We start from the raw sequence: 20,097 nt of genomic DNA, 5'->3' as shown, positions 1-20,097 counted from the left end.
TCTGACCGCCGGATGCGGGCGGGACCGGCGGTATTCGGACGTCGCGATGCTCGCCGGGGCGGTTCCCGCGCACGCGCCGCGGGCACGGGAACCGCTGGGGAATCAGTGCGTGGTGACCGGCTCCCGGCGGGTGTCGTGGCGCAGGCCGATGGACATGATGTCGGAGGGTTCGTCGAGTTCGATGCGATGCCAACGGTTCCGAGGAATCACGAAGGCGGTGCCGGGCGTGAGGCGGACCATCGTCTCGTCGTCGCCCGCGTGCTCCGGTCGCAGATAGAGGCGCAGCGCGCCGGTCAGGCAGCACACCGCTTCGTCACTGCCGGGATGGACTTCCCAGTGGTCGGCGTGCACGTCGGCGTCGGATTCGACGTGGAAGGTCGCGAGCTGCCAGTCGCCGTCGCCGGTGGCCATCCGGCGTTCACCGGACGCTACCGAACCGTCACGGCCGAAATTGACCGCTCGGCGGAACAAGTCGATCGAGCTCTGGTTCATGTTGTGCACCTTTCGATGTGATGGGTGGGGGTACTTTTCGTTTGTTCGGTTTCCAGGCGCTCCGCACAGTGGTTGCGAGAGCCGCTCGACGATCGCGCGTGCGGAGCCGGTGCCGGGCCGCTCGGTGAAATCCACTCCGCGTAGTCGATCCGTCGGCAGATGCTTCGCTCTGTGGACCACCCTGCGGCGGGGTCCGCTCGGCTTCGGCTCGCCGGGCTACACCAGGAGTGCGGTACGCCGATATCGTGCGTCGACGATTTCCATCGAGCCTGTCGAGGCGTCTTCACGTGTGCGCGGCGGAGAGTTCTGCGGCCTTCGCACTCTCCGGCGTCGTGCGGATCGTGCGGCGCGTGGCAGGCAGCATGGTGGCGGCGACGACGGTCGCCACCGCGAAGAGTCCCGCCGCGCAGCAGAGCGCCAGGGCGTAACCATCGTTCACAGCCGCGGGCGCGGTGCTGCTGCCGGTTCTCGCGGCCGCGACGGTGGCGAGCGCGGCCACGCCGACGCAGCCGCCGAGCTGGCGCGCGCTGTTGAAGACGCCGGAGGCCATCCCCGCTTCACGGGGTGCGACGCCCATTGTCGCCGCAGCGGCCACCGGGGCAAGGCACAGTCCGAGGCCGAATCCGCCCAGCAGCGAGGGGCCCAGGACGTCGGCGAGGAAACTGCCGTCGGGGCTGATGAAGGCGAACCAGCCGATACCGACGGTGGTCAGCACTCCGCCGAGGACCAGCGCCGCTTTCGGTGATCGCCTGCCGCCGAGACGAGTGGCCACCACCGTGCCGGCGATGACACTGAGCGAGAACGGTACGAACGCCGCGCCCGCCGCGCCCGCGCTCATGCCCAGCACCTGCTGCTGATACAGCGACAGCAGATAGAACGCACTGAATTGCCCGGCCCCGGCGAGGAATACGAACGCATTCGCGCCGCTCACCCAGCGATTGCCGAACAAGCCGAGCCGGACCAATGGAGTCGATGTCCGCGCCTCGACCGTCAGGAAGGCCGCGAGCAGCACCGCCCCTGCGCCGAGCGTGATCGCCGTGGTGGCGGAGAGCCAGCCGTGGTGTTCGGTCCGCACCACGCCCACCACCAGCAGGCCGATTCCGGCGGTGCCGAGGACGGCGCCCGGCACATCGATCCGTCCTCGCTCGCCGACCCGATCCGCGGCGACACCGGCCACCGCCGCGCCGAGCGCGATCACCACGATCGGGACGTTGATCAGCATCACCCAGCGCCAGTTCGCGTACTCGGTCAGCAATCCGCCGACCAGCACACCGATCGCGCCGCCCGCCGCGTTCACCGCGCTCCATACGCCGAGCGCTCGCACCCGCGCGGGACCTTCCGGGAATGTCGTGGTCAGGGTGGCCAGAGCGGCGGGCGCCACGGCCGCCGCCGCGAGGCCCTGCACCGCTCGCGCGGCGACGAGCTGCCACGGCTGCTGCGCGAGACCGCCGGCCAGCGAGGCGATTCCGAACGCGACGAGCCCGCCGGTGAACAGTCTCCGCCGCCCGAACAGGTCGGACGCCTTCCCGCCCAGCAGCAGGAACCCGCCGAAGGTCAGCGCGTAGATGTGCACCACCCAGGCCAGATCGACCGGCGCGAAGCCCAGATCTGCCCGGATGGCGGGCAGTGCGACGTTCACCACCGCGAGGTCCAACGCGACCATGAACTGCGCGACGGCCACCGCCGTCAGCGCCACGCCCGGCCGCCCTCCAGAGTTTTTATACATGTATAGAAACTAACCGCACGCCTCGCCCCGTGTCCACACCCTTTTCGGGGGATGGGCGAAGATGGACCCATGCCGAGCTCGTCGTCGCAGCCCCAGCGCACCGGCCGACCCGCGCGTATCTCCCGCGCGGACATCGTCGCGGCGGCCAACGCGGTGATCGAGGCCGACGGCGTGGAGAAGCTGACCATGCGCCGCCTGGCCACCGAACTCCGTTGCACGCCCATGGCGCTCTACCACCATGTGCGCGACAAGGAAGACCTGCTCCGGCTGCTGCTCAACGACTATGCCGACCAGGTGGTGTGGCCGGATCTGCCGGAGGATCCGCGCCGGCGCGTCCGCGTCGCGGCACTGGCCATGCGCGATGCGCTCGCCGCGCGCCCGTGGGTCGTCGAGATCCTCGCCGCCGACGACCTTCTCGGTGTCTCCGCGCTGTGGGTGACCGAATCCATCGTGGACGGGTTCGTCGCCGGCGGCCTATCGCCGGCGCGGGCCGTCCAGGCCTACCGCGTCGTCTGGCACTACACGGCGGGCGATCTCATCGTGCGCGCCCGATCCGCACGCCGGGCCGCGGAGGACCGCCCGACCTTCCGCGCGCAGGTCTTCGCCGACCTCGACGCCGAGACCCATCCCCGCCTGGCCGCCCTCGGCTCCGACTACTTGTCCCTCGCCGCCCAGGACACCTATGAATTCGGCCTCGATGCTCTGATCGATGGTCTGCTGCGGACGCGCCCGCAGAAATCGAGCGATTGCTCCGAAAGGCTTTGAGCGGCCGATCCACCGCGCTCTACGGATAATCCGCCTGCGCGGTCCGGCATACAGTTCGAGCCCGCCACGAAGGGCGGGCTCGAACTCGCTTCACGCTCGGCCGAACACGCTCGGCCGACTCAGAACGTCACCCGCTGATCAGGGGGCAGGAACAGCTTGTCGCCCTCCTTGACCTCGAAGGTCTTGTAGAACTCGTCGAGATTGCGGACGACCTGGTTGCAGCGGAATTCGTTGGGGGAGTGGGTGTCGATGCTGAGATAGCGGACGGTGAGTTCTTTTGTCTGCTTCTCCCGCCAGCTGCGAGCCCAGGACAGGAACATGGTGCGGTAGTCGGGATTGTCGATACCCCGGCGCTTCTCGGCGATGCGGAAAGCGGCCAAGGTGATCTGGAGTCCGCGCAGATCGGCGAGGTTCTCGCCGACGGTGAGTTCGCCGTTGACGTGCTGGTTCGGTTCCAGTCCCTCCGGCACGAGCGCGTTGTACTGGTCGACCAATTGCTTGGCCTTGGCGTCGAACGCGGCGCGGTCCTCGGGCGTCCACCAGTCGCGGCGATTGCCGTCCCCGTCGTATTTGGAGCCCTGGTCGTCGAAACCGTGGCCGATCTCGTGCCCGATGGTCGACCCGACCGCGCCGAAATTGACCGCGGGCAGCGCGTCCTTGTCGAAGAACGGCGGCTGGAGATAGGCCGCCGGGAAGACGATCTGATTGGAGTTCGACGAGTAGTAGGCATTCACCGTCTGCGGCGACATCCCCCATTCGTCTTTGTCGACCGGCGTGCCGAGTCGCGCGAACGCGCGCTTGACCTCGAAAGCGTTGATGGCGAGCAACGACTCGATCAGCTTGCCCCTGGTGATCTGGAGCTTGGAGTAGTCGACCCACTTGTCCGGGTAGCCGATCTTGGGATCGATCTTGTCCAGTTTCGCCAGCGACGCGGCCCTGGTCGCGGGCGACATCCACGTGGAGTTGGTGAAGTTCTCCCGGTAGGCCGCGACGACGTCGGCGAGCATTTCCTTGGCCCGCTCCTTGGCCTCCGGCGGGAAGTGCTTGGCCACATACAATTTCCCGAGCTGCTCGCCGAGCTTGTCGTCGACGATCGAAACTCCGTACTTCCAGCGTTCGGGCCGTTCGTCCTGCCCGTTGAGTACTTTGCCCTTGAATTCGAAGTTCGCGTCGTTGACGGCTTTGGGCAGGTAGGGAGCGAACTCACGCAGCACGTAGAGCTTGAGGTAGTCCCGCCAGGTCGCGATATCCACTTCGGTCCACAACTGGCCCGCCGCCGTGATGTAGGAGGGCTGGTTGACCACCATCGTCGCGAACAGCTCGCGCGGGCGGTCGGTGTTCCCGGACAGCCACGGGTCCCAGTCGAAGCCCGGAGCGAGCGCGGTCATATCGGCCCAGCTGTACACGTTGTACGTCGCGTCGGTGTCGCGGTTGCGCACGTTGTCCCAGTGTGCGGGCGCGATCCGCTTCTCCAGGTCGAACACCCGCTGCGCGAGACCGGCCGGATCGGCGAACCCCGCGCCCGCGGCGATGCGCTCGAGGAAGGAACGGTACTGCGTGAGCACCTCGGCGTATTCCGGCTTCCGGTAGTACTGCTCGCCGAGGCCGAGTCCGGCCTGACCGACCGAAGGGATGTAGGCGTTCGAGTTCTTCCGGTCGACGCCGATGCCGAGCCCGATCAACCCGTCGATCGGCAGTCCGGCCATCACCTTCGCCAGGTCCGGCTTGGTGGCGGCCCCATCGATCTTGGCGAACAGCGGCGCCAGGGGCGTCATGCCGAGCCGTTCGATCTCGTCCCAGTCCACCCTGGCGTCGTAGAGGTCCCTGATCTGCTGCTCTTCCGACCCGGGTTTCGGATCCCGGATGCCGTCGATGATCTCCCGCAGCTGCTGCTCGGTGCGGTCGCCCGCCTCACTGCCCGAGCCGTAGCTGACCTTGTCCGGCGGCAGCTGGTAGTCCCGCAGCCACTTCCCGTTGACGTGCCGGTACAGGTCGTCCTGCGGCCGGATCGTCTCGTCCACGCCGCTGAGATCGACGCCCGTGAGCGTCCTGCTCGCGGGTTCGGTGTCGTCCGAGCACGCGACCAGCGCCGCGGCGGCAGGCACGGCCCCGAGGGCGACCAGGAAGGCACGACGATCCAGCTTTGCTGGCCGACCGGTAGATGTCACGAGAATCCTCTCCCCGACGCGGCGGTGCCGCAGATGTACGAAGGCAGCCTTGCAGGACACGAGGCTACCGGCGCGGCGCCGGGGCGGCCGGGATTGGGGAATCGGGCACCGCCGTGTGGCCCCGATTTGGGAACGACCTGCGGGTTCCCATACACTAGACCGGTTGCCTGCGGGAGCTATGCCCGCAATCCGGCAGTGAACCCCCAGTGGTTGGTTCCGCGATTCTTGCTCGAAGTTTCTTGCTCGAACCGAGGAAACCGCTGGCAGGCGCGCGTCCGGAGGGCAACCGACCATGCCCGTCGGGTCGGCAATCCGGCGTGCACATACGTCCAGGTCAAGGAGGACGCTGAAGTGATTCAGCAGGAGTCGCGACTGCGCGTCGCCGACAACACGGGCGCGAAGGAAATCCTTTGCATCCGCGTTCTCGGTGGTTCGTCGCGTCGCTATGCCGGTATCGGCGACATCATCGTCGCTACCGTGAAAGACGCCATCCCCGGCGGCAACGTGAAGCGGGGTGACGTCGTCAAGGCCGTCGTCGTGCGCACCACCAAGGAGCGCCGTCGTCCCGATGGTTCCTACATCAAGTTCGACGAGAACGCGGCCGTGCTCATCAAGGCGGACAACGACCCGCGCGGCACTCGTATCTTCGGCCCGGTCGGCCGCGAGCTGCGCGACAAGAAGTTCATGAAGATCGTGTCGCTGGCTCCGGAGGTGCTCTGACATGAAGGTGCACAAGGGTGACACCGTGCTCGTCATCTCGGGCAAGGACAAGGGCGCCAAGGGCAAGGTCATCCAGGCCTACCCGAAGGAGAACCGGGTCCTCGTCGAGGGCGTGAACCGGATCAAGAAGCACGTCGCGAACTCCGCCAACCAGCGCGGCGCCTCCTCGGGCGGCATCGTGACCCAGGAAGCCCCCATCCACGTCTCGAACGTGATGGTCGTCGACTCCGACGGCAAGCCGGCCCGTATCGGCTACCGGACCGACGAGGAGAGCGGCAAGCGGGTCCGGATCTCCCGTAAGAACGGGAAGGACATCTGACATGACCACGACCGAAAAAGTGCAGCCCCGGCTGAAGCAGCGCTACCGCGAAGAAATCAAGGACGCGCTGAACAAGGAATTCGGCTACGCCAATGTGATGCAGATCCCCGGCGTGGTGAAGGTTGTCGTCAACATGGGTGTCGGTGACGCCGCCCGCGACGCGAAGCTGATCAACGGCGCCGTCGAGGACCTGGCCCTGATCACCGGCCAGAAGCCGCAGATCCGCAAGGCGACCAAGTCCATCGCGCAGTTCAAGCTGCGTGAGGGCATGCCGATCGGCGCCAAGGTCACCCTGCGCGGCGACCGGATGTGGGAGTTCCTGGACCGCCTGGTCTCCATCGCGCTGCCCCGTATCCGCGACTTCCGCGGCCTGTCGCCGAAGCAGTTCGACGGCAACGGCAACTACACGTTCGGCCTGAGCGAGCAGTCGATGTTCCACGAGATCGACGTGGACCGGATCGACCGTCCGCGTGGTATGGACATCACCGTGGTGACCACCGCGACCAACAACGAAGAAGGCCGTGCCCTGCTCAAGCACCTCGGCTTCCCGTTCAAGGAGAACTGAGCACATGGCAAAGAAAGCACTGGTCAACAAGGCCAACGCCAAGCCGAAGTTCGCTGTCCGCGCCTACACCCGCTGCCAGCGCTGCGGCCGCCCCCACGCGGTCTACCGCAAGTTCGGCCTCTGCCGCGTGTGCCTGCGCGAAATGGCCCACCGCGGCGAGCTGCCGGGCGTGCACAAGAGCTCTTGGTGAGCTGACGCTCCTGGGAGCGCACCCGGATAACCGAACAGCAAGGCACGGACTCACACGAGTCCGTGCCTTTGCTGTCTCCAGGAGTTTCTCTGCTATCTCATCGCTGCCGTGCTCGCGGCGCGCCCGCCCGTCCTGAGCAGCCGAGGAGGTTCGCCCTGTCGCGAGTTGCCCGGCGAGATTTATGTGGTGGTGTTGTCGAGGAACCGTCGGCGTGCCTGGTTCAGTTCGCGGCTCCACGTTGTTCGTTCGTCGGCCAACCGGCGTTGGAGCGTCCGTGGCCCGACCCCGAGGAGTCGGGCGGCGTCCGCCAGCGAGGGCGTACCTTCGGTGAGGGCGCCCTCCAGCGCGGTGCCCACCCGGTCCGACCATGTCGGAGAGCACACCGGCGGCATCGTGGCATTACGGCGCCCGGTCGCCGTGGGAACCCCGGCGGCGTGGTGGGTTTCGAATGCAGCTGGATGGGATCCGTCAAGGCCCGACACCCGTCGATCGGTCAGTTCCCTCGATCGGCGCTTCTGGAAATCTCGTGGTGTTTCGCCGTAGCGTGCCTTGAACGCTTGGGAGAACCAGGTTTGCGTGAAACCGCAACGTGCGGCCACATCGCTGACAGTCGTGCTCTTTCCCTGTTGGGAGAGCAGGTCACGCGCGGCGCGCAGCGCCTCGTCCTGCCGCACTTCCCGGTAGGTGGTACCGCTCTGCTGGAGGGCGAGCCGCAACTGCCGGGGCGACCAGCCGAGAGCCGATGCCACCGCAGGCAGACGTAAGTCTCCGCCACCGACGTGCTCCCGCACGTACTGACGAACGGCTGCAGCCGTTTCAGCCAGATTGCTTCGTTGCGGGCCCATATCGCCGAGCAGCATCAAGCAGATCAGCTCAGTGATTCGATCGCAGACGGCGTTGAATTGCCAGTCCGTGAGGTTGGATCGCTCGGCATGCGTTTCGCGGATCATGCTCTGCACGATCCGGCCCAGGCCCGATTCCATGTCGAGCGTCGTTTGCGGTGGCCTGGCGGACGACAGTCGATTGTCGATATCAGCACGCGGTATGCGAACCGCGTTCGTCACCATGCGTGGCATGTAGTACCGAAACGGCTGATCTGGGCTCAATAGCATTGCGCTACCGGGAGTTACGCGCATTACCGTGTCGTTCATCTCAAAGGTGTTGACTCCCCCCACAGCCCGCTGCGGCACGACCAACCAGTAGTCTTTACCGCCCTGCCGGGTGTGTGACGGGGTCCGCCAGGCTAGACGCTCGCTGCGTTGGTCGAAGCGCAGGAGAGTGTGCGCAACAGTGTCCTGAACGGTGGCGCGGATCCACCAGTTGCGCGGATCACGATACCGGGACTCGGACGGCAGAAAGCTGTCGCTGAGTGCTTCCCACTCGTCGATGTCTTTCGTAACAAGCTCGGTGTACATCATGATGACGCCTTGGCAGATGTGTTATTCGGGGCTTCACGATTCAACATCACCTCGGAGGACCTGTGGCTGTCCTACATATCCCGTCGTGAGGCCGATTCACTCTGCACTACGCGCTGGGTTCCAGCAGGACGGGAAGTGCGAGGGGCCCGCAGGTGATGAAATTCGGGCCGTAGAACTGGGTGGGTTCACCGGCCAGGCGCAATCGCGGGAATCGGCTGAACAGCGTAGACAACGCGATGTGGCTTTCCAGCCGGGCCAGATGAGCGCCGAGGCAGACATGCGGTCCCCGGCCGAACGCCAGCTGGTCTCGGTGATCGCGGTCGATGTCGAAGGTACCGGCGTCCGGATAGCGCTCCGGGTCCCGCCCGACGCCGCCGTACCACCCCACCATGGCTCCCGCGGGAATGTCTACGCCGGCGATGGTGATGTCTTGCAGCGCATACCGAGTGGGAAGAATGGCGGCCACCGAAGAGCGGAAGCGCAGCATCTCCTCCACGACGTCCTTCCACCGGTCTTCGGCCTGGGCTTCGGCGAGCTGCTCGGGATGGGTGCACAGCGTGACGACCGCGTTGCCGAGCAGGTGCACAGTGGTTTCATGTCCGGCCATGAGCACCAACCACAACATGTTGACCAGTTCGTCGTCGGTCAAACCGTTCGCTTCGTTGGCCTCCAGCAGCGCGGAGGTGAGGTCGTCGCCGGGTGTGCGCCGTTTGCGGCCGAGGAGTTCGGCGAGGTAGCCGAGCATATCCGCCATCGCGGCCTGAATCTCGTCGCCGGTGCTCAGATGCGACATGACCGTGGACGCCCAGATCCGGAATTGTTGTTGTTCGGACGCCGGTACACCGAACAGTTCGCCGATCACCCGCACCGGCAGGGGAGTGGTGTAGCTGGAGACGAGATCGACTTCGGCCTCGTGGTCGGGAATATCGTCGAGGAGTTCGGTGGCGATCTGCTGGATTCGGGGCTCGAGCGCGGCGACTCGGCGAGGGGTGAACGCCTGGCTGATCGTTCTCCGCAGCCGTCGATGATCCTCACCGTCCATGTTGATCATGTGATCAATATCGGTGAGCGCCCGCAAGGGCCAGTCGGCTGGAATCGTGCCGTCTTGCAGCGCCGGACAGTTGCGCGGATTCTTGCTCAAGACGGTGCCGTCTCCGGCGAGGAGTTCGCTCACCGCTTTGTGGCTGACGGCGAACCAGGCCACGACATTGCCGGGCAGTTCGATCGGAACGATCGGTCCACGCCGACGGATCCTGTCGAAGGTATCGAAAACCAATTCGCCGGCGGTAGGCAGCTGAGCGACGGGCTCGGTCATGATGTCTCCCATGGTGCGTTCGGTCACACACGGACACGGCTGACGTGTGCACGCCCAGTGTCGGCCGCAGCGACACACCGAACGACCGGAACCGGGTATCGCTGCCTCACAACGAAAGTGCGACGCAGAAGAACAAACGTGGGAGCGAGATGTGCCAAGACCCTGCTGGGATGCCCCGGCAGGTGGAATCCACGGCGTGGCAGGCCAGGAAGTGTGGACTGGCGCAGCGGGTGATCGGGTTGATACCACGAAGGGCGCTGCGGCGGATCGTCTCCGCCGCAGCGCCCTTTCCGACGTCAGCTCAGCAGGTCAATCGCTGACCGTCAGGGCAGCACCTGCGGAATGACATCGGGCGCGACCGTACCCACGATCGCGCCGATCACGGCACCCAGGATCGCGGTGGTCACCACGCCGACCACGGCGCACAGCGCGTAACCGACGACGAAGATCGCCAGGGTTGGAATGCAGGTGATGAGGGCGGCGACCGCACCGACGCCCGCGCCGTTCATCACCGGATCCGGGTACTGCGCGCCCGGATTGGTCGCGATGTCCTTCAGCTCCGCACCCGTCGCCGCCGAGACTTCGGGCGTCGTCACCGACAGCGTGCGGCCGTCTTCGGACACCTCGGCATCCAGGGCGATGGTGGTGCCGGACGGCGTGGCCAGCGTGCGCGGAAGTTCGGTGACCGCCGCGCCGGCCTTGTTCACGACCTTGATCGAGGTCTCACCGAGCTGGAACGTGCCGGCATCCAGCGTCGCGGAGACCGTGCTCAGGTCCGGCGTGACCGTGGCGTGGTAGCCGATGTCCGCGGACGTGCCCGACGTCGAGATCTGTTCAGGCCGAAACCGTCGACGAAGTTCAGCGCCCGGTTCTCCAAGTCCGCGTAGTGGGCTTCGCGCGCCGCGCCGGTGAGGGCTTCGTCGAGCAGCAGGTTGCCCGCGGCATCCAGGCGCTGCCGCTTTTCCTCCGCGCCGGGCAACAAGCCCACCGATGACCGCGTGAGACCGCAGTAGTAGGCGATTCCGTCGTCGAGTTGCGCGCTGAGCGCATCCCGCATAGCCCCGACGAGCGCGTCGTCGTCTGCCACGCCCGCCAGGCCCAGCCACAGCATCCGCTTGCCCGCGAGCCGGGGTTTGCTGCGGCCGTAGGCGAATCCGTAGTTCCACACCCGATCGATCCAGCCCTTCAGAATCGCCGGGACCTGCATCCAGTAGACCGGGAACACCGCGACGATCACGTCGGCGTCGAGGATGCGCCGCATATGGCTCTCGACTTCGGGGGAGTAGGCCTTCTCCCGGTTGCCCCATTCCGGGAGGTCGGCGGCGGTCATCCGGGGATCGAAGTTCTCGGCGTGCAGGTCCAGCAGGTCGATCAGGTAGCCGGCCGCGGTGAGCCGCCGGATGGCCAGTTCGGCGATATGGGCGGTCAGCGAATCGGGCCGGGGATGGGCGACGACGACCAGCGCGGTGCGGGTGATCGCGGTGTCCACGGTCGGGTTGTGCGGCAAGGTGGCCTCCACTGTGGGTCCGGAGTTCCGGACGATCGGTTGTTCGGTCCGGATTTCATTCCATACCCTGACCAGTGGACGATCTATGGGCGAAGATCTACATCTGATAGGAGTTCGTCTACTCTCGATGGTGTGGATCCTCTGAGCAAACTGCTGGGCGGTATACGCGCCGAGGGAGCTGTGCTCACCACCGCGGTCTTGGAAGCACCGTGGAGCATTCGATTCGCCGACGAGGCGCCGTTGATCATGGTCACCGTGCTGCGCGGTGCGGGGACACTGCTGCTGCCGGGCGGTCTCGAACGTCGGATCACTATGGGGGACACCGCGATCGTGCGCGGCCCGCAACCGTTCGTTCTCGTCGACCACGCCGATACTGTCGGCCTGCCGCACGAGGAATACGAGGTCGCCTGCTTCGCGCCGGACGCGAAATGCGATCCCGCGCTCGATCGCGATCGCTGGGAGAACGACCCCGCCAGTGCGACCGCGCTGATCGTCGGCGCGTATCGGGCGTCCGGCCGACGCCACGAACGTCTGCTGCGTGCTCTACCGCCCGTCCTGGTGGTGGCCGACGATGTGGAAGTGTGCGCGTGGATGGAGTCGATCGCCGTGGATGCGTCCCGGCGTCCGGCCGGCGCGCAGGCGATGATGGACCGGCTACTCGACTGGGCGCTGGTCTGTACGCTGCGCGACTGGTTCGAGGAACTGGACGCCGACGCGCCGGGGTGGTACCGCGGGCCGGCCGATCCGGTGGTCGGGCCGGCGTTGGAGGCCATGCACGGAAAGCCGTCCGCCGGTTGGACGGTCGCGTCGCTGGCCGCCGAGGCGGGGGTATCCCGTGCGCTGTTCGCACGGCGGTTCTCCGAGGTCATGGGCCAATCGCCCCTGGCGTACCTCACCGAATGCCGGATGGACGAGGCCGAGGAACTGCTGGCCGACCGGAGTCTCACGATGGCGCAGGTGGCGAAGGCCGTCGGTTATGCGGACGCTTTCGGTTTCAGCGCGGCGTTCAAGCGCCTCCGAGGTATCCGCCCCACTGATTTCCGCGCCGCCACCGGTCTCGGAGCGTAAACCGGGTCGCACCGCTCGGAGATCGACTCCAGCGCGTTCTCGATCCGCAGTAACCGAGCGGAGCCTTATTTAAGGTTATCTGTTAACCTTAAATAAGGAGGCCTCATGGCTAAGTTTGCGCAGCGGCGGTGGGTCGGCAATCCGGATGGCGGAGGCCTGTCTCGCCGAGATCGTGGTTCCGGCACGTGTGCACTTCTTGTGGCCGACTAGTTGGATGTGCGGCCACTGATATGGGCTCAACGCCATGCTGGACGCGGTTGTCTATAATAGAACGCCACCTCCGTCGACGGACTACGGAGGTGGCGTCTTCGGTAAAACAGCGAATCATCTAAGGCTTAGCGCCTGTGCCCCTGCAGTTCCCACTTGTTAAAGTATGGGAGATAGTTGCAGCTCCATTCCCTGAACTCCCCGGAGAATTTGCCCACATTGGCTCTGCCGAAACTATCGCACGCACCTTTGGAATCGAACTGATGTGATCGCCCATCGACATAGATGGCAAGCCATGTCTCTATGTCGGCGGATGCAGTGCCCGCAGCTCCGAAAGTCAAGCCAAGCGCAAGAGCTGTGCCACCGATCAGCTTCGAAATCATTTCCTCCCCTTACCTCTACACGGCCGATCTGCCGCGATCTCAGAGTACATGATGTCGCCTCTGTCGCAACAGTATGGGATCTGCAGCTGCCTTTGCCGTATTCGATGACGCACTACTTCGAAGAAGTGGGAAGACATCGAGACGCAATGGCCGACGCCGAAATCGAGAAAGGAGGTCATAGATCATCGTAGATAGAGAGGTCGGACATTGCCGGATTGCGCTATGAGCTGAATCACAATAATTGATGGAACCAATTATATTTCCAATGCGTCAATACGTGGTGTGGGGCTCGATTGCATCGAATCTGACGCTCGCTACTCTTTTCAAGCCCGGAAGAAACCGCGTGGGACGGTCAGAACTCCAACTCCGACCACGGGATGTGGATCGGGAACGGGAAGTCGATGGTGATCGCGTCGGAATCGTTCGGTGCCCACTCGCCGATCAGCAGGTAGTTCGTCGGATACAGCGGGTGTACGCCGGGTGAAAGCTTGCCGGGGGTGGTTTCCAGGGCGTATGCGCGGACCTGCGCGATGGTGCTCTTCTCGCGCGCGAGCGTCACGTCCCAATACCAGGGAACGCCCGCATCGGCGTAGCGCCTCTGCTCGTCGTAAGGATCGGTGGCGGTGCTCCACGGCGAATGGATTCGGCCTGCCAGAAGCACGTCTTCGGCGCGGATGTCCTGGTAGGGGGCGTCGAGGCGGCGGTAGACGAGGACGTCGGGGGTGGCGAAATCCGACTTGCCGGTCGTGCCGAAGAAGATGTTGGTCTCGAAATCCACGCGCCACCAGCTCTGTGGATGCTCGGCCATGCCGTCGCGGGCGCAGCGCTTGAGTGCGCTGGTCAGCGCGAAGGTGAACGCTTGATGTTCGGCAGGTCTCCGCTGGCGCCAGACGACGCGCCCGTTGCGCAGTTCGATCTGCCCGGCGATCTTCTCGGGTAACTGCTCGAGCTCCTCCCAGGTCATGAACTCCGGGAGGTCGGGTCGTTCGACGCCTGGGCTCGGCATAGCCTCATGGTAGCCCGGCGGCAGCTCATTTCCGCTGGTCACAAACCGGATGAAACGCCGTGCTCACAGACCCGGATTTTGCCCCGGTGAACCCCTTGCCTACACTAGAGCGGTTGCCTGGGCACCTCCATGTCCGCATGCGTGCGCTCGGGCGATCGAACCTCCTCCGGTCGGCAAGTGTCGGCCGGACCATCCGAATTGTCGTAGGCCCACCGCTGGGCATGCCGATGTGCATGTCAGCGTTGTATGGGAACCGCGGCGAGAAAGGTGTCTAGGTCGAACCATGACCATGACTGATCCGATCGCAGACTTCCTGACACGTCTGCGCAACGCCAACTCGGCGTACCACGATCAGGTGAAGGCTCCGCACTCGAAGCTCAAGGCGAACATCGCCGAGATCCTCAAGCGCGAGGGCTACATCGCCGACTACCGGACCGAGGACGCGCAGGTGGGCAAGACGCTCATCGTCGACCTCAAGTACGGCCCGAGCCGCGAGCGCAGCCTCGCGGGCGTGCGCCGTGTCTCCAAGCCCGGTCTGCGCGTGTACGCGAAATCCACCAATCTGCCCAAGGTGCTCGGCGGCCTCGGCGTGGCGATCATCTCCACGTCCTCCGGCCTGCTGACCGACAAGCAGGCGGCCAAGCAGGGCGTGGGCGGCGAAGTCCTCGCTTACGTCTGGTAAGGGAGCAGGGACTATGTCGCGTATTGGTAAGAAGCCCATCGCCCTTCCGGCCGGTGTGGATGTGACCATCGACGGCCAGGACATCTCGGTGAAGGGGCCCAAGGGCACCCTGTCGCTCACCGTCGCCGAGCCGATCACCGTCGCCAAGGGCGAGGACGGCCAGCTCGAGGTCGCCCGTCCGGACGACGAGCGCCGCAGCCGCGCACTGCACGGCCTGACCCGCACCCTCGTGTCGAACATGGTTGTCGGCGTGACCCAGGGCTACGAGAAGAAGATGGAAATCTTCGGCGTCGGTTACCGCGTCGCGCTGAAGGGCCAGAACCTCGAGTTCGCCCTCGGCTACAGCCACCCGGTGCCGATCGAGGCGCCCGAGGGCATCACGTTCGCGGTGGAGTCGCCCACCAAGTTCTCCGTGTCCGGAATCGACAAGCAGAAGGTCGGCCAGATTTCGGCGGTCATCCACGGCCTGCGCAAGCCCGACCCGTACAAGGGCAAGGGCATCCGCTACGCCGGCGAGGTCGTTCGCCGCAAGGTCGGAAAGACGGGTAAGTGATCATGGCGCAAACCGAAAACCAGAAGGCCAAGCGCATCCCCCTGGGCAAGGACGTGTCGACCCAGCGCCGTCTGTCGAAGACGCGCCGTCACTTCCGTCTGCGCAAGAAGGTGGAAGGAACCACCGAGCGTCCGCGCCTGGTGGTCAACCGCTCCTCGCGGCACCTGCACGCGCAGCTGGTGGACGACTCGGCGGGCAAGACCATCGCCGCCGCCTCGACCATCGAAGCCGACGTGCGGGCGCTGGACGGCGACAAGTCGGCCAAGAGCAAGAAGGTCGGCGCCCTGCTGGCCGAGCGCGCCAAGGCCGCCGGTGTCGAGGCCGTCGTGTTCGACCGTGGTGGCCACGACTACCACGGCCGGATCGCCGCACTGGCCGATGCCGCTCGCGAAGGTGGGTTGAAATTCTGATGCGTAGCCTGCGGAGCATCCAGGAAACACAGCTGAGCGTTCAGCTGATCAAGAACGGAAGGAACGTCTGATGCCGGGACGTCAGAGGCGTGACGGCGGAAGCGGACCCGCCGGACAGAATGGCAGCGCCCCCGAGGGCGGCCGCGGCGACCGTCGCGGTGGTGGCGACCGTCGGGGCGGCGGCGACCGTCGCGACAACGCCGCCGAGAAGAACCAGCTCGAGCGGGTCGTCGCGATCAACCGCGTCTCCAAGGTCGTGAAGGGTGGTCGGCGCTTCAGCTTCACCGCCCTGGTGATCGTCGGTGACGGCAACGGTCTGGTCGGCGTCGGCTACGGCAAGGCCAAGGAAGTTCCCGCGGCCATCCAGAAGGGTGTCGAAGAGGCTCGTAAGAACTTCTTCCGCGTCCCGATGATCGGCTCCACCATCACGCACCCGGTTCAGGGTGAGGCGGCCGCCGGTGTGGTCATGCTGCGTCCGGCCTCGCCGGGTACCGGTGTGATCGCCGGTGGCGCGGCTCGTGCCGTGCTGGAATGCGCCGGTATCCACGACATTCTGGCGAAGTCGCTCGGTAGCGACAACGCCATCAACGTCGTGCACGCGACTGTCACTGCCCTCAAGCAGCTGCAGCGTCCCGAAGAGGTCGCGGCTCGCCGTGGCCTGCCGCTCGAGGACGTCGCCCCTGCCGGCATGCTGCGTGCGCGCGCTCAGGCTGCCGGAGGTGTCAAGTAATGGCAGATCTCAAGGTGACCCAGATCAAGAGTTCGATCGGCGCCAAGCAGAATCAGCGGGACAGCCTTCGGACCCTCGGTCTGCGCGGTATCCGCAAGACCGTGGTCCGCGAGGACAATGCCCAGAACCGCGGGCTGATCAACGTCGTGCGCCACCTCGTGACCGTTGAGGAGGTCTGACATGACCATCAAGTTGCACCACCTGCGTCCGGCTCCCGGCGCCAAGACCGAGAAGATCCGTGTTGGTCGTGGTGAGGGCTCCAAGGGCAAGACCGCGGGCCGTGGTACCAAGGGCACCAAGGCACGCAAGAATGTCCCGGCCGCCTTCGAGGGCGGGCAGATGCCGCTGCACATGCGGCTGCCCAAGCTCAAGGGCTTCACGAACCCGTTCCGCACGGAATACCAGGTCGTGAACGTCGGCGCCATCGCGAAGCTGTTCCCCGAGGGCGGCGAGGTCGGCAAGGCCGAGCTCGTGGCGGCCGGCGCGGTTCGCAAGAACCAGCTGGTCAAGGTCCTCGGCGATGGTGAGATCGGCGTCGCGGTCCAGGTGACCGTGGACAAGGTCACCGGCTCGGCGAAAGAGAAGATCACCGCCGCCGGTGGCACCGTCACCGAGCTGGGCTGACGGTACTCTGCATGACAGCGGCACCGGACGAGTGAACGGCTCGTCCGGTGCCACTGTTAGAGTTCAATTGTTGTCTGCCAAGCCTCGTCGTGGTTTTCGGCGTCCCTTCTGTGTCGAGCAGGGACATCGCTGAACATCCATGTCATGACCATGTCGTTCGCCAGGAGGATCAGTGCTTTCCGCCTTCGTATCGGCCTTCCGGACTCCGGACTTACGGCGGAAGATTCTCTTCACGCTGGGGTTGATCGCGTTGTACCGGCTGGGTGCCTCGCTGCCGTCCCCCGGCGTCGACTACAAGGCTGTCCAGGAGTGTATCGACCTGGTCTCCGGTGGTGAATCGGGCGGCATCTACCAGCTGATCAACCTGTTCTCCGGTGGTGCGCTGCTGCAGCTGTCGGTCTTCGCGATCGGCATCATGCCCTACATCACCGCGAGCATCATCATCCAGCTGCTCACCGTCGTCATCCCGCGGTTCGAGGAACTGCGCAAAGAAGGCCAAGCCGGCCAGACGAAGATGACGCAGTACACCCGATATCTGTCGATCGCCTTGGCGATCCTGCAGGCCACCGGTCTGGTCGCGCTGGCGGCCCGCCGCCAGCTGCTGCAGGGCTGCGAGAAGGACATCCTGGCCGACACCAGCATCTTCGGCATGATCATCATCGTGCTCGTGATGACCGCGGGTGCGGCTCTGGTGATGTGGTTCGGCGAGCAGATCACCGAGCGCGGCATCGGCAACGGCATGTCCCTGCTGATCTTCGCCGGTATTGCCGCCCGTATCCCGAGCGAGGGCAAGGCGATCCTGGACAGTCGGGGCGGCCTGGTGTTCGGTCTGGTGTGTGTCGCCGCGCTGGCGATCATCGCCGCGGTGATCTTCGTCGAGCAGGGCCAGCGCCGCATCCCGGTGCAGTACGCCAAGCGTGTGGTCGGCCGCAAGATGTACGGCGGCTCCTCGACCTACCTGCCGCTGAAGGTGAACCAGGCGGGCGTCATCCCGGTCATCTTCGCCTCGTCACTGCTGTATCTGCCGAACCTGGTGGCGCAGCTGACGGGGTCGCAGAACAACCAGAACCCGAGCTGGTGGCAGGAGATCATCCAGAAATACCTGGTGAACCCGGGCAACCCGGTGTACATCGCGATCTACTTCAGTCTGATCGTGTTCTTCACCTACTTCTACGTCGCGATCACCTTCAACCCGGAGGAGCGCGCCGACGAGATGAAGAAGTTCGGCGGCTTCATCCCGGGCTACCGGCCCGGCAAGCCGACCGCCGACTACCTCAACTTCGTCCTGAGCCGTATCACCCTCCCCGGCTCGATCTATCTCGGTCTGGTCGCTGTGCTGCCGAACCTGTTCCTCGACATCGGCGCCTCCGGTGGTACCCAGAACCTTCCGTTCGGCGGTACCGCGGTGCTGATCATGGTGAGCGTCGGTTTGGACACCGTGAAGCAGATCGAGAGCCAGCTGATGAATCGAAATTACGAAGGGTTCCTCAAGTGAGAGTTGTACTGCTCGGTCCGCCGGGCGCCGGTAAAGGCACCCAGGCTGTCCTGCTGTCGGAGAAGCTGGGCGTTCCGCACATCTCCACCGGGGACCTGTTCCGCGCGAATATCAGCCAGCAGACCCCGTTGGGCCGCGAGGCGCAGAAGTACATGGACGCGGGCGACCTGGTGCCCAGCGATGTGACCAACCGCATGGTGGAGGCGCGGGTCAACGAGCCCGATGCCGCCAACGGGTTCGTACTCGACGGATACCCGCGCACGGTGGATCAGGCCGACGCGCTGGAGAAGATCCTGAAGAACATGAACACCAAGCTCGACGCGGTGCTGCGCTTCGTCGTGCCGGAGGACACCGTGGTCGAGCGGATGCTCGCCCGTGGCCGCACCGATGACAACGAGGGTGTGATCCGCAACCGCCTGCGGGTGTACCGCGAGGAGACCGAACCGCTGCTGGAGCACTACGACGGCCTGGTCGTCTCGGTGGACGGCGTCGGCGAGGTCGATGACGTCAACGCGCGGGCACTTCGCGCGCTGGGCCACTGAGTCGGCTCACGATGGAGCGCTGAGGCGGGATGGTCTTCAACCGCAAGAAGAAGGTCGTGCCGTTCCGGACGGCAGGCGAACTGGATGCCATGGCGGCGGCCGGCGCGATCGTCGGCCGCGCCCTGGTCGCCGTGCGCGCGGCCGCCAAGCCCGGGGTGTCCACCCTGGAACTGGACGAGGTCGCCGAGCAGGTGATCCGGGACGCGGGCGCGGTGCCGTCGTTCAAGGGCTATCACGGCTTCCCCGCGTCGATCTGCGCGTCGGTCAACGATCGCGTGGTGCACGGGATCCCGACGGCGGAGGAGATCCTCACCGAAGGCGACCTGGTCTCCATCGACTGCGGGGCGATTCTCGACGGCTGGCACGGCGATTCGGCCTGGACCTTCGGTGTGGGCACGATCATCGAGGCCGACCGCCTGCTCAGCGAGGCGACCAAGTCGTCGATGGAAGCGGGAATCGCGGCGATGCTGCCCGGTAACCGGCTGACCGACGTTTCGCACGCGATCGAGCTGGGCACCCGGGCGGCCGAGAAGGAGCACGGGCGCGCCTACGGCATCGTCGACGGCTACGGTGGGCACGCCATCGGCCGCGAGATGCACCTCGACCCGTTCCTCGCCAACGAAGGCGAGCCGGGCAAGGGCCCGAAGCTCGTGGTGGGCTCGGTGCTCGCAATCGAGCCGATGCTCACGCTCGGCACCACCCAGACGAAGGTGCTCGACGACGACTGGACCGTGGTCACCGTGGACGGCAGTCGTGCGGCACATTGGGAGCACACTGTCGCCGTCACGGAAGACGGACCCCGGATCCTGACGCTGCGTCCGGAGTAGCGCACGGTGGGCGGCCTCGGGCGGCCCGGTTCGGTAACACTGCGCGGCGAGGAAACGAGCCGCACCGACGCCAGGCTTCCTGGTCGATCTCGCCGCGTCGCCGCGTGCCGACACCTTGCGCCGACACGCCCATCGGGCGATACCCAGCTTTCGCTGGATCGGTGACGTCGTTCCTTGCACCCGCGTCCTGCGCGTTGAGCCGAAGCGGTGGGCCCTGGTTGGTGCCCGTGCGGGGTGGAACGGTTACTTTCTCCTTGGTTCGATACTGTTCTGAACGATGCCGTCAGCGTATGGCCGGGCGGGTGGCGCGGACGTGAGTAGGCCGCTACTCGAATTGGCTTGGCGCGCGCCGCAGTTCGATGCGATCGGGCCGGTTTGTCGTCTC

23 protein-coding genes are annotated in these 20,097 nt (G+C 65.6%); 15 read left to right on the top strand and 8 right to left on the bottom strand.

Annotated features, from left to right (window positions below):
* Positions 1–102: 102 nt before the first annotated feature.
* Both ABZ803_RS30180 and ABZ803_RS30175 read right to left on the bottom strand, forming a co-directional pair.
* Complete coding sequence (locus ABZ803_RS30180) at positions 103–492, bottom strand: cupin domain-containing protein (RefSeq protein ID WP_357044484.1); 390 nt, start codon at positions 490–492, stop codon at positions 103–105.
* A 283-nt stretch (positions 493–775) separates the two neighbouring features.
* Positions 776–2,218: an MFS transporter gene (locus tag ABZ803_RS30175; RefSeq protein WP_357044482.1), complete on the bottom strand. Its 1,443-nt coding sequence runs from the start codon at positions 2,216–2,218 to the stop codon at positions 776–778.
* Positions 2,219–2,287: 69 nt separating this feature from the next.
* On the opposite strand from ABZ803_RS30175, the gene ABZ803_RS30170 reads away from it, so the two are divergent.
* A complete protein-coding gene (locus ABZ803_RS30170; protein ID WP_357044480.1) occupies positions 2,288–2,983 on the top strand; it encodes a TetR/AcrR family transcriptional regulator in 696 nt (231 codons plus the stop codon).
* A gap of 119 nt (positions 2,984–3,102) precedes the next feature.
* On the opposite strand, the gene ABZ803_RS30165 is transcribed toward ABZ803_RS30170, so the two are convergent.
* Positions 3,103–5,151: a M13 family metallopeptidase gene (locus ABZ803_RS30165; RefSeq protein WP_357044478.1), complete on the bottom strand. Its 2,049-nt coding sequence runs from the start codon at positions 5,149–5,151 to the stop codon at positions 3,103–3,105.
* Positions 5,152–5,502: 351 nt separating this feature from the next.
* Between ABZ803_RS30165 and rplN the strand changes: the two genes are divergently transcribed.
* From rplN to ABZ803_RS30145, 4 genes are read left to right on the top strand one after another with little or no spacing between them, the layout of a single operon-like run.
* Positions 5,503–5,871, top strand: coding sequence for a 50S ribosomal protein L14 (gene rplN, locus ABZ803_RS30160; protein ID WP_039795505.1), 369 nt, complete (start codon positions 5,503–5,505; stop codon positions 5,869–5,871).
* A gap of 1 nt (position 5,872) precedes the next feature.
* Positions 5,873–6,190: a 50S ribosomal protein L24 gene (gene rplX / locus ABZ803_RS30155; protein WP_040864865.1), complete on the top strand. Its 318-nt coding sequence runs from the start codon at positions 5,873–5,875 to the stop codon at positions 6,188–6,190.
* A 1-nt stretch (position 6,191) separates the two neighbouring features.
* Positions 6,192–6,755 carry a 50S ribosomal protein L5 gene (gene rplE, locus ABZ803_RS30150; RefSeq protein WP_040864866.1) on the top strand — a complete coding sequence of 188 codons (564 nt, stop codon included), beginning with the start codon at positions 6,192–6,194 and terminating at the stop codon, positions 6,753–6,755.
* A gap of 4 nt (positions 6,756–6,759) precedes the next feature.
* Positions 6,760–6,945 (top strand): type Z 30S ribosomal protein S14, encoded by a 186-nt coding sequence (locus ABZ803_RS30145; protein WP_014981705.1) that lies wholly within the window; start codon positions 6,760–6,762, stop codon positions 6,943–6,945.
* A 179-nt stretch (positions 6,946–7,124) separates the two neighbouring features.
* Here the strand turns inward: ABZ803_RS30145 and ABZ803_RS30140 are convergent, their stop codons facing one another.
* From ABZ803_RS30140 to ABZ803_RS30125, 4 genes are all read right to left on the bottom strand, one after another.
* Positions 7,125–8,363: an AraC family transcriptional regulator gene (locus ABZ803_RS30140; protein ID WP_357044475.1), complete on the bottom strand. Its 1,239-nt coding sequence runs from the start codon at positions 8,361–8,363 to the stop codon at positions 7,125–7,127.
* Between the two features lie 106 nt (positions 8,364–8,469).
* Entirely contained in the window at positions 8,470–9,678 is a 1,209-nt protein-coding gene (locus ABZ803_RS30135) for a cytochrome P450 (RefSeq protein ID WP_357044473.1), read from the bottom strand.
* Positions 9,679–10,001: 323 nt separating this feature from the next.
* Positions 10,002–10,385, bottom strand: coding sequence for a hypothetical protein (locus ABZ803_RS30130; RefSeq protein WP_357044471.1), 384 nt, complete (start codon positions 10,383–10,385; stop codon positions 10,002–10,004).
* Positions 10,386–10,447: 62 nt separating this feature from the next.
* Complete coding sequence (locus ABZ803_RS30125) at positions 10,448–11,185, bottom strand: NAD(P)H oxidoreductase (RefSeq protein WP_357044469.1); 738 nt, start codon at positions 11,183–11,185, stop codon at positions 10,448–10,450.
* A gap of 132 nt (positions 11,186–11,317) precedes the next feature.
* Between ABZ803_RS30125 and ABZ803_RS30120 the strand changes: the two genes are divergently transcribed.
* On the top strand, positions 11,318–12,253 hold the full coding sequence (locus ABZ803_RS30120; RefSeq protein ID WP_357044467.1) for an AraC family transcriptional regulator: 936 nt from the start codon (positions 11,318–11,320) through the stop codon (positions 12,251–12,253).
* Positions 12,254–13,195: 942 nt separating this feature from the next.
* Here the strand turns inward: ABZ803_RS30120 and ABZ803_RS30115 are convergent.
* Entirely contained in the window at positions 13,196–13,849 is a 654-nt protein-coding gene (locus ABZ803_RS30115) for a Uma2 family endonuclease (RefSeq protein ID WP_357044465.1), read from the bottom strand.
* A 283-nt stretch (positions 13,850–14,132) separates the two neighbouring features.
* Here ABZ803_RS30115 and rpsH point away from each other — a divergent pair, with 283 nt between their 5' ends.
* The 9 genes from rpsH (at position 14,133) to map (ending at position 19,712) form a co-directional block, all read left to right on the top strand.
* Complete coding sequence (gene rpsH, locus ABZ803_RS30110) at positions 14,133–14,531, top strand: 30S ribosomal protein S8 (RefSeq protein WP_039795549.1); 399 nt, start codon at positions 14,133–14,135, stop codon at positions 14,529–14,531.
* 13 nt (positions 14,532–14,544) lie between these two features.
* Positions 14,545–15,084 (top strand): 50S ribosomal protein L6, encoded by a 540-nt coding sequence (gene rplF / locus ABZ803_RS30105; RefSeq protein WP_062971845.1) that lies wholly within the window; start codon positions 14,545–14,547, stop codon positions 15,082–15,084.
* Between the two features lie 2 nt (positions 15,085–15,086).
* Complete coding sequence (gene rplR, locus ABZ803_RS30100) at positions 15,087–15,494, top strand: 50S ribosomal protein L18 (RefSeq protein ID WP_051174870.1); 408 nt, start codon at positions 15,087–15,089, stop codon at positions 15,492–15,494.
* 70 nt (positions 15,495–15,564) lie between these two features.
* A complete protein-coding gene (gene rpsE, locus ABZ803_RS30095; protein ID WP_039795557.1) occupies positions 15,565–16,224 on the top strand; it encodes a 30S ribosomal protein S5 in 660 nt (219 codons plus the stop codon).
* Positions 16,224–16,403 carry a 50S ribosomal protein L30 gene (gene rpmD, locus ABZ803_RS30090; protein ID WP_040864898.1) on the top strand — a complete coding sequence of 60 codons (180 nt, stop codon included), beginning with the start codon at positions 16,224–16,226 and terminating at the stop codon, positions 16,401–16,403. The genes rpsE and rpmD overlap by 1 nt, the downstream gene beginning before the upstream one ends.
* A gap of 1 nt (position 16,404) precedes the next feature.
* The gene (rplO, locus tag ABZ803_RS30085; protein ID WP_051168540.1) at positions 16,405–16,848 is read left to right on the top strand and encodes a 50S ribosomal protein L15; all 444 of its coding nucleotides are present in this window, start codon (positions 16,405–16,407) and stop codon (positions 16,846–16,848) included.
* 172 nt (positions 16,849–17,020) lie between these two features.
* Positions 17,021–18,343 carry a preprotein translocase subunit SecY gene (gene secY / locus ABZ803_RS30080; protein ID WP_357044462.1) on the top strand — a complete coding sequence of 441 codons (1,323 nt, stop codon included), beginning with the start codon at positions 17,021–17,023 and terminating at the stop codon, positions 18,341–18,343.
* The gene (locus ABZ803_RS30075; protein WP_062971841.1) at positions 18,340–18,885 is read left to right on the top strand and encodes an adenylate kinase; all 546 of its coding nucleotides are present in this window, start codon (positions 18,340–18,342) and stop codon (positions 18,883–18,885) included. The genes secY and ABZ803_RS30075 overlap by 4 nt, the downstream gene beginning before the upstream one ends.
* 29 nt (positions 18,886–18,914) lie before the next feature.
* The gene (gene map / locus ABZ803_RS30070; RefSeq protein ID WP_357044460.1) at positions 18,915–19,712 is read left to right on the top strand and encodes a type I methionyl aminopeptidase; all 798 of its coding nucleotides are present in this window, start codon (positions 18,915–18,917) and stop codon (positions 19,710–19,712) included.
* Positions 19,713–20,097: the final 385 nt, after the last annotated feature.

It is taken from the genome of Nocardia sp. NPDC047648 (genome assembly GCF_040642815.1).
Lineage (GTDB): Bacteria > Actinomycetota > Actinomycetes > Mycobacteriales > Mycobacteriaceae > Nocardia > Nocardia gamkensis.
The sequence above is the reverse complement of the archived record's forward strand: the minus strand, read 5'-3'. Positions and strand labels throughout refer to the sequence as shown.